Source organism: Sphingomonas sp. (assembly GCF_965248875.1).
Taxonomy (GTDB): Bacteria; Pseudomonadota; Alphaproteobacteria; order Sphingomonadales; family Sphingomonadaceae; genus Sphingomonas.
Genome location: NZ_CBDFKR010000005.1, coordinates 77,801 through 90,487, shown reverse-complemented (window position 1 = coordinate 90,487; position 12,687 = coordinate 77,801). Strand labels below are relative to the sequence as shown.

The 12,687-nt window shown below is 65.6% G+C and carries 12 protein-coding genes, 1 tRNA gene and 1 pseudogene; 7 read left to right on the top strand and 7 right to left on the bottom strand.

The features are described from left to right. Positions 1-160: 160 nt before the first annotated feature. The 4 genes from ACP2AD_RS04220 to ACP2AD_RS04205 form a co-directional block, all read right to left on the bottom strand. Positions 161-706 (bottom strand): hypothetical protein, encoded by a 546-nt coding sequence (locus tag ACP2AD_RS04220; protein ID WP_425228837.1) that lies wholly within the window; start codon positions 704-706, stop codon positions 161-163. Between the two features lie 168 nt (positions 707-874). Then, positions 875-2,362 carry a PQQ-dependent dehydrogenase, methanol/ethanol family gene (locus ACP2AD_RS04215; protein WP_425228836.1) on the bottom strand — a complete coding sequence of 496 codons (1,488 nt, stop codon included), beginning with the start codon at positions 2,360-2,362 and terminating at the stop codon, positions 875-877. Next, positions 2,359-2,604 carry a hypothetical protein gene (locus tag ACP2AD_RS04210; protein ID WP_425228835.1) on the bottom strand — a complete coding sequence of 82 codons (246 nt, stop codon included), beginning with the start codon at positions 2,602-2,604 and terminating at the stop codon, positions 2,359-2,361. Before ACP2AD_RS04210 ends, ACP2AD_RS04215 begins: the two co-directional genes overlap by 4 nt. 74 nt (positions 2,605-2,678) lie before the next feature. Further along, on the bottom strand, positions 2,679-3,119 hold the full coding sequence (locus ACP2AD_RS04205) for a ubiquinol-cytochrome c reductase iron-sulfur subunit (protein WP_425228834.1): 441 nt from the start codon (positions 3,117-3,119) through the stop codon (positions 2,679-2,681). A 719-nt stretch (positions 3,120-3,838) separates the two neighbouring features. Between ACP2AD_RS04205 and ACP2AD_RS04200 the strand changes: the two genes are divergently transcribed. After that, positions 3,839-4,291: a (2Fe-2S)-binding protein gene (locus tag ACP2AD_RS04200; RefSeq protein ID WP_425228867.1), complete on the top strand. Its 453-nt coding sequence runs from the start codon at positions 3,839-3,841 to the stop codon at positions 4,289-4,291. A 207-nt stretch (positions 4,292-4,498) separates the two neighbouring features. Here the strand turns inward: ACP2AD_RS04200 and ACP2AD_RS04195 are convergent. Both ACP2AD_RS04195 and ACP2AD_RS04190 read right to left on the bottom strand, forming a co-directional pair. After that, positions 4,499-5,869, bottom strand: a pseudogene (locus ACP2AD_RS04195) (glutamate dehydrogenase); the annotation flags it as partial. A gap of 93 nt (positions 5,870-5,962) precedes the next feature. Then, positions 5,963-7,222 carry a PAS domain-containing protein gene (locus ACP2AD_RS04190; protein WP_425228833.1) on the bottom strand — a complete coding sequence of 420 codons (1,260 nt, stop codon included), beginning with the start codon at positions 7,220-7,222 and terminating at the stop codon, positions 5,963-5,965. Positions 7,223-7,376: 154 nt separating this feature from the next. On the opposite strand from ACP2AD_RS04190, the gene ACP2AD_RS04185 reads away from it, so the two are divergent. Beyond that, positions 7,377-7,452, top strand: a tRNA-Thr gene (locus tag ACP2AD_RS04185). Positions 7,453-7,611: 159 nt separating this feature from the next. On the opposite strand, the gene ACP2AD_RS04180 is transcribed toward ACP2AD_RS04185, so the two are convergent. After that, on the bottom strand, positions 7,612-8,076 hold the full coding sequence (locus tag ACP2AD_RS04180; RefSeq protein ID WP_425228832.1) for a toll/interleukin-1 receptor domain-containing protein: 465 nt from the start codon (positions 8,074-8,076) through the stop codon (positions 7,612-7,614). 699 nt (positions 8,077-8,775) lie between these two features. Between ACP2AD_RS04180 and ACP2AD_RS04175 the strand changes: the two genes are divergently transcribed. The 5 genes from ACP2AD_RS04175 (at position 8,776) to ACP2AD_RS04155 (ending at position 12,676) form a co-directional block, all read left to right on the top strand. Beyond that, entirely contained in the window at positions 8,776-9,147 is a 372-nt protein-coding gene (locus tag ACP2AD_RS04175; protein WP_425228831.1) for a helix-turn-helix domain-containing protein, read from the top strand. Between the two features lie 2 nt (positions 9,148-9,149). Beyond that, positions 9,150-10,040 carry an ImmA/IrrE family metallo-endopeptidase gene (locus ACP2AD_RS04170; RefSeq protein WP_425228830.1) on the top strand — a complete coding sequence of 297 codons (891 nt, stop codon included), beginning with the start codon at positions 9,150-9,152 and terminating at the stop codon, positions 10,038-10,040. A gap of 1,099 nt (positions 10,041-11,139) precedes the next feature. After that, positions 11,140-11,802: a hypothetical protein gene (locus tag ACP2AD_RS04165; protein ID WP_425228829.1), complete on the top strand. Its 663-nt coding sequence runs from the start codon at positions 11,140-11,142 to the stop codon at positions 11,800-11,802. 140 nt (positions 11,803-11,942) lie between these two features. Beyond that, positions 11,943-12,194: a hypothetical protein gene (locus tag ACP2AD_RS04160; RefSeq protein WP_425228828.1), complete on the top strand. Its 252-nt coding sequence runs from the start codon at positions 11,943-11,945 to the stop codon at positions 12,192-12,194. An 80-nt stretch (positions 12,195-12,274) separates the two neighbouring features. After that, on the top strand, positions 12,275-12,676 hold the full coding sequence (locus ACP2AD_RS04155) for a hypothetical protein (protein ID WP_425228827.1): 402 nt from the start codon (positions 12,275-12,277) through the stop codon (positions 12,674-12,676). Positions 12,677-12,687: the final 11 nt, after the last annotated feature.

Here is a 12,687-nt window from a genome sequence, read left to right as displayed (position 1 = left end):
GGCAGGACTGCTTGCGGCCCTGGACCGCCGCGCCGCCAGCGGCCTGCAATGACAGGGACGCGTCGGAGCGAACGGCGGTTGCCATGCACCCATCGAGGGCCGGTAGCCAATGCGGGTCAACGGTCGCACTGCCCTGATGCGGCAGGACAGCGCCTCATTCTTAATGGAAGCTTGGGGCCGTCACGTCGTCATACCGGACGGTGATGACGATCTGGACAGCGCCCTCCTGGGACTCGATGCGCCTGGGAAGGCCGTCCTCCCCGGCCCACAGCCGGGTTGCCGCGCTGCCCGGCCCGGAGACGTCCTGCCGGTAGGTGTGCAGCCGCACGGGGACGCCATCCAGGGTGCTATCCGTGACCACGCAGTCATGCGGCGGGTAGCGGGACAGCGCGGCTGCGAGTTCCTCGCGTCCCGTCGCGTTGATCGGCAGCTTCATCCAGCGCCCGCCTGCCGGGGACGTGGCATAGAGCGTCTGTCCGATGACCACCTCCTCCCGCTCCATGGGACGCCGGCGGTTCGGCGCCTTGGCGACCATCACGGAATGGAACTGGGGTGCGGCGCCAAGGGCGCGCGCTGCGGTCAGGAGCGCGGAGCAGTCCGAGCTGCCGGCCTGGACCGGCCCGTCTGCTGCCCGAACGGCCGCGCCGGGGACGGCGAACGCTGCCGCTATGACGGCGCTCCGGCCCAGCCAGAGGACGGATGACAACGGCCCCTGCCCCCGAACGGCCCTCACTCCGACCGTCATCATGGGCCGCCCGCACCGCATCGCAAACGGGAACCCCATGGAGCGCTGCCGCTACGGCCCATCAAATCCTCCCTCGACCCGTGACGGCAGCCGCGCCCGCCGCCCTGGCGGGCGCGGCCCCGCTCAGCGCTAGCGCTTCCGCAACGCGAAGACCCAGACCACGCCGCCCTGCGGGACCTGCTGCCGGTAGTCGGCGCTGACCTTCGCCAGGCTGTCCTGCATGCGTTGGGCGTCCACGCCCCAGCCGCTCTGCACGGCGATATACTGGGTGCCGTCCACCTCGTAGGACACCGGGACGCCGGTCACGCCGCTGTTGGTCTTCTGTTCCCACAGCACCTTGCCGGTGCGAGCGTCGAAGGCGCGGAACGCCCGGTCGTTCGTGCCGCCCATGAACACCAGGTCGCCGGCGGTGGCGAGCACCGGACCCCAAAGCTGGCTCTTCTCGAACGGGTGGGTCCAGGCGCGCTTGCCCGTGGACAGGTCCCAGGCTTGCAGCTCGCCGACATGGGTCGCACCCGGACTCAACGTCAGCCCGATGTCGTCCAGCCCGGCGCCCAGGAACAGTTGGCCCGGCACGTAGTCCATCGGCTTGCCGGTCAGCGTCCCGCACAGGTTCTCGTTGGCGGGAATGTAGATCATGCGGGTGCGCGGGGAGTAGGCGGCCGGCGGCCAGTCCTTGCCGCCCCACAGCGACGGGCAGAAGTCCACCAGCTTGTTCAGGGCGGGCTTGCGGGCCTCGTCATAGGTTGGCCGTCCCGTCTTGGCGTCCAGCGACTTGAACACGTTCTGGCGTACAAACGGCACGCCGGAGACGAAGTTGATGCCCTCCGCGCCGCGCTCCAGCGTCCAGAGGTAGCCGTTGCGGCCGGGGTGGACCATGCCCTTGATGGTGCGCCCGTCGCGCTGGATGTCCACCAGCATCGGCGGGTCCACCTCGTCCCAGTCCCAGGAGTCGTTCCAGTGATACTGGTGCGACGACCGGATCGCGCCGCTGTCGGGGTCGAGGGCGAGCACCGAGGTGGTGTGCAGGTTGTCGCCGGGCCGGGCGTCACCCATCCAGGGCGCGGCGTTGCCGGTGCCCCAATAGGCCAAGTTCTGCTGCGGGTCGTAGGTGCCGGTGATCCAGATGGAGCCGCCGCCGGTCTTCCAGGTGTCGCCGGTCCAGGTGTTGCCGCCGGGTTCGTTCGGCGCCGGGATGGTGTAGGTGCGCCAGGCCTGCTCGCCGGTCTTGGCGTCGTAGGCGGCGACGAAGCCGCGCACGCCGTACTCGCCGCCGGAGCCGCCGATCATGACCTTGCCGCGAGCGACCAGCGGGGCCAGCGTCATGTAGTGGCCCTTGCGGTAGTCCTCGACCTCCTTGGCCCAGATCTCCTTGCCTGTTTTGGCGTCGAGCGCCACGAGGAAGTTGTCCACCGTGGCGACGTAAACGCGGTCGCCGAGCAGGGCGACGCCGCGGTTGGTCGGGTGAAGCTGGGTCAGGTCTTCGGGAAGCTGGCGCTTGTAGCGCCAAAGCTGGTCGCCGGTCCTAGCGTCCAGGGCGATGACCTGGGCCTGCGGCGTCGTGATGAACATGACGCCGTCGTTGACGATGGGGGGTGATTGATGGCCCTCGGTCACGCCGGTCGAGAAGGTCCAGGCCGGCTGTCAGGTCGGCCACGTTGGCTGGCGTTGACCTTATCGAGCGGGCTGTAGCCCTGGCCGTCATAGGTGCCGCGGTACATCAGCCAGTTGCGCGGCTCGGGGTTCCGCAGGCGCTGTTCCGTGACGTCGGAGTAGGCCGCCACCTGCGCCCTGGCCGGTGGCCCCCCTGCCAACCCCACGAGCGCGACGCCTGCCAGTAATGCTGTTCTCAGGTCCATCATTGCTTCCTCCCGTTTCTGGAACGCCCGTGTCAGTTGCCGCCGCGCCGCCCGTGCGGGTCTCGCGCCGCAGGCTAGGCCGTCTGCCCTCCCACCTTGCCAAGGAAGGGTTGCGCGACCTCCAGCCTGCCGTCCGCGCCGAGGCGGAGCGGCAAAGGCGGGAGACGGCGCGTTGCCGGGCCGCCCACCACGCGGGCGCCGGCGCGCGGGTCGAATTCCGAGTTGTGGCAGGGGCAGTGCAGGACGCCGGCCTCCTTCTGCCATTGCGTCACCGGGCAGAGTGCATGGGTGCAGGTGGCGGAGTATGCGACCACGCCGTCCACGGACCTTGCGAGGGTTTCCGCATCCAGGCTTGCCGGGTCGAGGCGCAGCAGGAGGACCTGGTTCAGCCGCGAGCGGTCCCGTATGGCGCCGCTCCCGGCGTCTTTCGGCCAGGCCAGAACCTGCGGCTCACCTAGCACGATGTCACCGGGGCGGAGGGCCTCGCCGCTGCTTTCCAGGCCGGCGACGCGCACGAGGCAGTCTCCCACCTGGGGACGCATGGCCTCCGGCGCACCCGCCTGGCTCCATGCCGGCCTGGCGGCCGCGGCCAGGATGCCGCCTGCAGCCAATGCGGCCCGGCGGGCGAGTAAGGGTCCAGATTGCGCCTTGGCGTCGGGCATTTCCTCACTCCCGGGCTATGACGGGTTGTGTCGTTAGGGTGATGTTTACCCAACCGTGTAGGGGATGGAAGGAATATTTGTATGCTGCCGTTACATTCCCTTTCTGGTTGCATTCCGGGTGCGTCGGTGCTGGGGTTCCGGCCAGCGGCGACCGCGGGCCTTTGCGGGACGTTCCAGGGGCCGCAACACACGGCGGCACCGGAGACGTCGCAACTTGCAGGCCGACCTATGTCCATGCCGGCGTTGTCCGGCGTCATTGCGGGCCGCTTGCGGGCCGGCAGCCCAGAGGCTGACAGGGCTGGGGACCTGGACGGCTGCGCCGCTGCGCTGCTCGCGAGGATAGGAAAGGCCGGGGCAGAGGACGCCCGAGGCCGGATTACAGGCGTGACGCGAGAGTGTGCAGGGCTGGGTCGGCGCGGTTGCCCGCGGCAGCCGCGGCTGCCGCCACCCGGCACGGGACCGCAACGCGGCCCGGCGTGAACAGCCGGACGCTGGGTGTTCCGAGTTCCCGAACCTGTGATGCCACCTGCGGTTATCGTCACGATAGCGTGCGCACGTCGGGAGGCGGCACCATGATCAAACTGCGCGTGAATGGCCAAGACCAGGCTTGGGACGGCGACCCGTCCCTGCCGCTGTTGTGGTTCCTGCGAGATGAGGCCGGGATGACCGGCACCAAGTACGGTTGCGGCCAGGCGCTGTGCGGCGCCTGCACGGTCCATATTGACGGGCAGGCCGTCCGCGCCTGCATCACCGGGATGTCGGACGTCGAGGGCCGCAACGTCACCACCATCGAGGGCCTGCATCCCACTGGGGACCATCCGGTGCAGAAGGCCTGGCGCGAACTGGGGGTGCCGCAATGCGGGTTCTGCCAGGCCGGGCAGATCATGCAGGCTGCCGCCCTGCTGAGCGAGACGTCGCATCCGACGGATGGGCAGATACGTGACAACATGTCCGGCAACATCTGCCGCTGCGGCTGCTACCAGCGCATCGAGGCCGCGATCCGCCTCGCCGCCACGGGGACCTAGCGCCATGTCATATCCGATCATCAAGAACGTGTCCCGCCGCACGCTGCTGCGCGGGACGGTTGGCGCCGGGGCGCTGGTGCTCGCGGCGCCGATGCTGCCGCGCCGGGCTTTTGCCGCTGCGGGGTATGCCACCGGGGCCGGGGCGATGCCGCACGGGACGGTCAACAACCCGCGCATCTTCGTCGCCATCGCGCCGGATGGGATCGTCACCATCGTGGCGCACCGGGCCGAGATGGGGACCGCGTCGGGCACCCGCCCCTCGTTGCGCAGGTCGATCGTGTAGCGGATCAGCGCCAGCGCCGAATCCTCCATCGCGATCGACCAGTTGAGCACCGGCCCCGACGCGGCCTCGGCCACCATCTCACCGATCGCGACACGGCGCGCCGTCGTCAGCTCGTCGCGCGGCAGCCAGCAAAAGGCGAACAGGTGCCGCCCGAGCGCCGAGCGGACCAGCACCAATGCCGGGCGCGGCCGGTCAGCCAGGCTCATCGCGGTCAGCGTCAGCTCCTCCAGCTGCTCGGGCTCGAACGCGGTGGCGAGATCGTGCGGCAGCGCGCCCAGCGCATGGGTCAACGCCTTGCCGGTATGGCCCTTGGGATCGAAGCCGAGCTTCGCCTCCAGCGCCGCCAGCCGCGCGCGCAGCACCGGCACCGCCGTCGCCGGCGCGGCGAGCGCGGCGGAGGTCCACAGGCCGACATGGATCGACAGGCCAGTGACGTCGCCGCCGGACCGGATCGGCAGGAGCACCAGATCGAGCGGCGTGGCCCGGTGAACGGTGGAGATGAGGCTCGACTTGAGCAGCAGCGGCGCCTCACCGCCCGCCGCGAACCAGCGGATCGCGAGCGTGCGCGAGAACTCGGCAAGGATCGGCGTGTCGTGCAGATTGCGCGCGATGCCGAGCGCCTCGCCGGCCGTGAACCCGTTCGCGCCGTCTGTCTGCCAGCGCTGATGCCCGAGCAAGGTCAGCCGCCCGTCGAGGAACCATTGCAGCAACGCCGCGCCCTCGCCCTGCGGCAGCGCAGCCTCATCGGCTGCGACGGCTCGCTGCAGCCGCGGCCAATCGGTCACCGCCGCGCGCACGTCGGCCAGTACGATCGCGAGGCGGGCGAGCAGGTCGCGCCGCTCGCGCGCGTCGGCGCGTTCCAGCTCCAGATAGATCATCGACTCTGCTGCGCCGGCGCCGCCGACCGCGTCCAGCACGCCGTCGGCGCTGCGCTGCGCGCGGATCACGGGGTGGATGATGCGGTCGATGTCGAGCCCCGCCTCGCCGATCGCGGCGGCGATTGAATCGACCAGGAACGGCATGTCGTCGTTGACGATCGCGAGGCGCATACGGCGGCGCGTATCCTCGCCCGTCCCGCTGATCGGCTCCAGCGCCAGGGCAGGTTCGTGCGCGCCGCGCCGGGCGGCGGTGGCGACGATGAACCTTGCCGCTGCTGTCACCTCCGCGAGACCGAAGCCGATCAGCTCGCCCGGCAGCGCGCCGCGCGTAAGGCGGGCGGCAAGGTCGCCGGCAAGAGCATCGAGGGGGATGGCGAGGGCGGCGGCGGGGGAGGGCGAAAGGGAGAGATCGGCCATCGCGGCCCTATGCGCCCGGGTTGCAGGCGGCTCAAGCTTTGTGGCGGTGTAGCATCGTGCTGCGCACGGACGCCGCGGCGCGGACGAACTGAGCTATGCCGCCGCTTTTCGGATTACCTGGTCGACCAGGGCTCCGCCAACCTGTGCGACAACGCTCAACTCCTCGCCGTCGCGCCGGGCGACGAGCAGCACGAACTCGCCGCCCGTCATTGGCTCAAGATCCTTCAGTGTAACCTGCGCCAGCACCGGGCGCGCCCGCAGCTCGGCCCGCGCCTGTTCGTAGACGTCGACCGTAGCCTGTGGCCGCCGGGCGGCGCGTTCGGCAGCGACCACGGCCTTGATGCCGCCGCGGTGCAGCTCGAGAAACTGCGGCAGCGCGCCCGGGGCGACCGCGTTGCGGCGCGCATTGTCGAGCACGGCGGCGAATTCGGTGAGCCGCGTCTTGTCGTAATCGGGCCCGAAGACGAGCTTCACCATCGGCGTCATCGGCGCGCGTGCCTGCACCCTGATCCCTGACTGCGCAAGCAGGTCCAGATAGGTGTCGCCGTCCGCATCGGCGGCGAGCGCGAAATCATGCGCACGTCCAAGTGCGCGATACAGCGCTGCACGGCTGCGGGTGTCGGCGGCGCGTACCGCCGCGGCGGACTCACGCGCCATCGCGAGCTGATCGGCCAGCGTGCGACCCCCGGTGTCAGCGGCGGCATCGTGATCCGCGGCGGGACCGTCGGCCCAGACCGGCGCCTCGACGGCAGGCGGCGCAGCGCGGGCGGCGGCGAGCTCCGCCGCAATGCCAGCCTTGGTCGCGGCGTCGGCCATCTCCTTCCAATTGATGACGCCGTAGATGAAATCGATGCAGTCGCCGTCCGACGAAAAAGGCATCAGGATGCCGCGGTACAGCGTCGGCGTGCTGCGCGTACTGACGAACTCGGCCTCGAAGCCGATCGGCGCGCGGTTGGCGATGATCTGCAGGTAATGATCGGTCAGCCGTGACAGCAGCGACCGGCTCGGCACGTCGGCGACGTGCGTCGGGGCGCCGTCCAGCCCGCACTCCTGTCGCAGCGCGGCGCCCAGCCAGGCGATGCGCGGGTCGTCGAGGCCGGCCGAGAAGTCGAGCAGCACGCTGTTGGGGCCGAAATCGGCGATCGAGGCGGGATCGAGATCGTCGATTGCCGGGTACGGGCGACCCTTCAGCAGCGACACCCAATGATTATAAGCGCGCACGTGCATGCGCCGCTCGTCACCGCCGAGATCGAACATCTGGTCGCCGACGCCTTCATCGGCGGCGTCGTTGACCACCGCATCGGCAGCGTCATCGATCTCCGGGCGCTCATCGCTCAGGCTGTGCGCGGTCATGTTGTCGGCGTCCCATCTCATCGGTCGTGCCAGCACCATGAGCCCGCCATGGTAAACGCCGCGTAAACCGTAACGCGATCCGCCATCGGCTTGCCACCCCCGCCGCCCGCTGCTATCCGCCCGCGTCTGTTTCGGCCGATGGCCGGCGCGACGGGCCGCCTTAGCTCAGCTGGTAGAGCATCGCATTCGTAATGCGGGGGTCACAGGTTCGAGTCCTGTAGGCGGCACCACCCTTCTCAAGTTATACTCAGCAGGTTGGCGGCGACGACTAATGCGAACGGGCGTTCGCGTTGGAGGCTGGCGTGGGTTCTTAATGGGACCCTTTCCGCCGTCTAAGCCTGCGAGCCAAGGTGTGGTGTGTCGCTCGTATCGACAGTGCGGCAACGGGGCTATGTGGCCACCAGTTCCGCGATTTTGGCTGCTACCTCCGCCATCGTCTCTTCGGCCGTGCTCAGCCCGGCGCGGGAGGCCAGCAGGAGACTGACCTGCTCAAGCTCGTCATAGTTCGTGCCGTGGACCACCGGGACGAGCCGCTCACGCCGGAGGAGCGCCGACAGCTCCTTGTCTGCTATCCCTTCCGCCGGCAGGCGGCGCAACATGGCCGGCGTCACCAGAACGATGCCGACGCGCGAATTTACCAAGCCCTTGTCAATCGCGCGCATCATCGGCACCCCGAGACCGAGGTCCTTCTCGCTAAACCAGACGCGGACACCGCGCGCTTCGAGCAGATCATGCAGTTCCTTGGCGGAGCCCTGCCTGTCATCCCACGCGTGACAAAGGAACACGTCTCGGAGGTCGGGCTGCGTTGCAGCTAGCTTCTCGACGTTCTCGCGAACGGGCGTGAGCGCCTGCACCTGTTCCGGCGTATACCATGCAGACGAGCCGGCTCCCGACCAGCGCGGTTTTGCGCTGCGTCGGCCGGAGCCGCCGCTGCTCCGGCCTCCGCCGCTCCCTGATGATGGATATTGCTGGGACGTATACGCCGGAGCGCTGGTGTAGTCGCCATTATAGCGGGAGTAACCGCTAGGGCGGCCATAGCGACTACTGCAGGCGGGACAGTCTGCTCCGCCGCCTCTAATGTGGCCCCTCACGGGGGCTGTGCATCTAGCCATGTAATTAGTCCTCCACTTCATCGATCGAAGGCAGCGTCGCCCGCAGTAGCAACGCTGCCCTCATTCTTACTTTTCGTGAGTGGTCGTGCCGGGGCTGCTCTTGCCGTGCGCCGCCGTTACAAATCGGCCAGTCCCTGCGCTCCGGTAGGAACCCCCGGTGCTGCCGCTCTTGCCGCCGGCTTCATGCACCGTTGTGCCAGGGCTGCGCTGTCCGTGAGCCGTGGTGACGTACCGACCTGAACCCGCGCTGCGATAGGAGCCGCCGCTGTTACCCTTGCTCATGCCAAATTCCTTCCGCCGTTTGTCAGAACCGCAGACCATCCCGCCTGACACGCCCGATTTAGAGGGCGTGCTTGCAATGTCAAGCAACATCAAGCGCGCTTGCGATTGCGGGCGCGGGAGCGTACCGCCACTATATGCAAACGGCATGTATGATTTACCGTGGTTGAGCAGACACGACGGCCTGCATCTACGCTTGGGGGCTATCTTGCGGCAGTTCGATCTGATCGGGGGCTATCGCTTCGACAAGTTGAGGAGCAGACCCGCAAAGAGGTGTCGAATGCTTATCTTAGTCAGCTTGAGAATGATAAAATTAAGCAGCCTTCGCCAAACATTCTACACTCCCTTTCGGTTACATACGGCATTGATTATGTCGGCCTGATGGAACGGGCTGGTTATCTGAATGCGCAACAAGCACCTGAAGTGAGCAAGCGACACGGGCGGCTTGCGACGTTCGCTGACATCGACCTTACTTCTGACGAAGAGGCCGAGCTGCTTCGTTTCTTAAAGTTCATGCGCAGCGAGAAGAAGTAGTCATGCGCAAGGACGATTACTCACTTAGTCATGCAGAAAGGGAAAACGTAGAGTCGGCAGCAAGAAAGCTGCTGGAGCGTTCGGATGCGTGGGGTGTCGTTCCCGTACCTATTGAGGAGCTTTTATTCACAGCTAACTTACGAGTTGCGCCCTACAGTGTTTTTGATCCCCGCGCTATTGCGGCATACGCACTCGCGCAAGGTAAAAAGGCGGCTAGCGTTGTTAAACGTGCGATTGGAAAGTTATTTGGAGTTTTGGACGTTTCTGAGCAGATAATCCATATCGACGATAGCGTCTTGGAAAGTAGACAAAGATTCTTGAAACTGCACGAGGCTGGACATTTTCGATTACCTCATCAGCGTAAACTTTTTCATTTCTTTGAAGACAGCGAGCAAGAGCTTGATCCTGATATTGCAGACAAGTTTGAACGCGAGGCAAATAACTTTGCGCGCTTTGCAATCTTTAATGGTAATAGCTACGCTGATCAAGCTGCAGACCTACCGCTCGCGTTTTCTTCGGTAAAGAAAATACATAAGTCATTTAAGGTATCGTTGTACGCTGGGTTACGTGAGTATACGAGAACTCATCGTCACGTGTGTATCGCGATGGCCGTGGAAGAACCAGCGCGGTGTCCGGTCAATGGACTATCTGCTGCGATTCGTAGGTTTGAGACATCGCTGGCCTTTGAGGAGCAGTTTGGACGCCCTACAGCTTCGCAAATCTCCAAAACGCATCCATTTTGGCCACTGATTCCGTTCGGTAGCGCAACGAAGCCGACGCTCTTCCATCTTACAGACTTAAATGGTGACCGTCACCAGTTCATCGGGGAAGCGTTGAATACAACTTTCAATATACTTTTATTTGCCTGCCCTACTTCCATGTTTAAGCAATAAACATAGTCAGACTATCTGCCGTCTTACGGCAGATGCTGGGCGAGAGTCTTAAAAGAAACAGCACGATGGGAGGGACTGCCGTTGCGAGCTCGTGCATTCTAAACGGCACATCTCGAGAGGTTCAACGATGCGCGTCATGATCTTCGCGAAGAGAGGCGCAGCCAATGTCTAAGTCCGTTCCAGGGCGCGGACCCACTGCAACAGCGCGGGACTGGTGCCGTATGCGATCTCACCCCCCGAGGTACGAGCGTAGGCATGGTCAAACCCGTCATCGGGCAAGTCCCGCGCCCAGCCTACGACCGATGCACTGTGCCGGGGTTCGATGCGCATCGGCAGTGTCCCACTCACTATGCTGTGTGGCGGAATTACAGCACGGCGGGGCAAGCTCCCCTTCGGTTTACCTACGGTCAGACCAACCTCGTTTACGGTGATCGGAAACGAACTGAGGTTCGTCACCTCAATAGATAGGCAAGTAGGCGCGGGTCCGCCAAGTCCGATCGCCTGCGTAACTCTCACCTTATATCGGACAGATCGGTCGCGCCCAGCCTGCCAAGCGTTCCATACGCCCAAGCCCGCGCCCAGGATAGCAATGCAAAGCGTGACCCAGTCAGTCCATTTCATATGACATGAGTAGCCAGTCTTGCAGCGTGATCTAGGTGTATGTGCACAGCACGCGCAATACCGGCCATCTTATATGAAGGCGTGACAGCCGGCGGGACCAGCCCGCAAACGGCTATTGCGAACCGCTCGCTTGCCTTCCATGATCGCCGAGCCTCCCGTGAAAGCCGGGGGGCGGGGCGTGGAAACCTCTTTGTACAGCAACTCGGTCGCCGCTTTGAGCGGGGCCGGGTGGCATGCGCGCATGTCCAGCCGGCAACGGTAAAGGCGCATGCGCTCTGTGCTGTGCCAGGGTTTCCAACATCCGGCTTCGGCCGCCGCCCCGAGAGGAACATAGGGGCGGCACGAGGTGCGAACCGGCGACCGCCCCGCGACAGGGGCACCACCACCATGCGGCATCAACAGCAACGTCGGCGCGTCCAGCGCATCGGCGCGATGCCGCGCGTCTGACCCACAACAAACACCGATAGGAGAGGCTAAAATGGCCACCGATAACGCACGCTCGCAGCGAACCCCGCCCGTGGGCATCGATCACCCAGTCCAGTGGGTGGTCTGCATAGCGACCGCCTTGTTTGCGGCCGTGGCGCTTATCGACTTCCCGCACCTTGACGCGCCGGGTGCTCCCGCTGGCCTACTCTACCTTGCGACCGCAGCAGTGCTGGTTGCCGCGGCGCTCAACTTCCCGCCTCTATTCTTCCGCATGCCGCACGTCGCGCGGTGGCTTTCCTTCGGCGCGGTCCTGGGCGCGGCAGCGCTGATCAGCACGGCACATGCGCAGGTAGCAGCGGCATGGACGCGGACCACGCAGGGAGCTGCAGAAGCGGTGCTACAGGCGACCGTGGAGGCTCAGGCGAAGGCGGCAGCCGCGCAGCAAGCCTCGGCAGATCGCGCCCGAACTGCTGGTGATGCAGCGGCGGCGTTGGAGGCGCGGAAACCGCACCTTTGCCAGACACTGGTCGGGCAGGTTGTCGACGGAAAGCGTGTCGTGGAGATCAACAATGTGACAGTCGCGCCGTCTGTCCAGCCGAATGAGGTGCTCACCTGCACCGGCGATGCAATTACGTCACAGGGCAACAGGCGTATTGAGTACGGGTTGGTGCTCACGCCACAGGGTCGGCAGCTGGTTTCGACCCGCTTTCCGTAAACCGCTCCAACAACGTCCGGTCACCTCGGCCCTCGGCTTCCTAGCCGGGGGCCTTTTCTTTGGAGCAAGCGAATGACCCGTCACCCAGAACAGTCAGGTACTCGCTTTCCCAGTCTGCGACCTATCAGGGTAGGAGCGCGATGACCGCGTGGAAGCTCCTAGGCTTCTTAGTCATCGTGGCACTGGCAGTGGTCGCCATCAAGATCGCCTTCGCCTTTCTCTTTCTGGCCGGGCTCATCTTCAAACCCAAAGAAACGCTGATCCTGCTTGCCTTACTCGGCATGCTGGCCTTGTTTCGGAACTACCCCGCCACGTGCTTTACTTTGGCAATCATCGTCATCGTCCTAACGCTCGGCCGGATCGTCAGCAAGGAAGGCGACACCGGCGGCTGATCCAAGCCAACCTGCACCGCCCTTCAACCCTGAAGCCCTCGCCCTGACCGGCGGGGGCTTTGTCATTTCAGGAGACATCAATGTTGATCATCGACAGCGCCTCCGCACTGGCGGCCGCCCTCGCGCGTCCGCTCGACCAACCCCTCGCCCGCTTGCTCGCGCTCCGCGGCAGTCAGCTAGGCGTGAACATAGAAGACGCCGCCCGCTTCATTATCGTGGAGCCGCCTGACACCTTGGCCGCTATCGAGCAAGCGGTTGGCTTCCCGTTTAGCTGGACCAACGCCGACCACCCCGGCCCGACTTGGGAGTGGGCGGAACGGCACGACGGCGGCTGGACCGAGATCGTGTTCGTCCTTTCCGATGACGGCGCGGCCGAAGTGCTGCTCGTGCCCGACCGTGACGACCTCGACCCGGCGCTGAGCGACATCATCCGGGAGCACGTCGCACCGGCTGACGATCGCCTGCACGCGCAGACGCCCTGAAGCGACGCGCC

Bases quoted from the DNA above. Each gene is read 5' to 3' on its own strand.
- ACP2AD_RS04210 (WP_425228835.1), bottom strand. From the start codon at position 2,604: ATGGACCTGAGAACAGCATTACTGGCAGGCGTCGCGCTCGTGGGGTTG.
- ACP2AD_RS04200 (WP_425228867.1), top strand. From the start codon at position 3,839: ATGATCAAACTGCGCGTGAATGGCCAAGACCAGGCTTGGGACGGCGAC.
- ACP2AD_RS04190 (WP_425228833.1), bottom strand. From the start codon at position 7,222: ATGACCGCGCACAGCCTGAGCGATGAGCGCCCGGAGATCGATGACGCT.
- ACP2AD_RS04170 (WP_425228830.1), top strand. From the start codon at position 9,150: ATGCGCAAGGACGATTACTCACTTAGTCATGCAGAAAGGGAAAACGTA.
- ACP2AD_RS04165 (WP_425228829.1), top strand. From the start codon at position 11,140: ATGGCCACCGATAACGCACGCTCGCAGCGAACCCCGCCCGTGGGCATC.
- ACP2AD_RS04160 (WP_425228828.1), top strand. From the start codon at position 11,943: ATGACCGCGTGGAAGCTCCTAGGCTTCTTAGTCATCGTGGCACTGGCA.
- ACP2AD_RS04155 (WP_425228827.1), top strand. From the start codon at position 12,275: ATGTTGATCATCGACAGCGCCTCCGCACTGGCGGCCGCCCTCGCGCGT.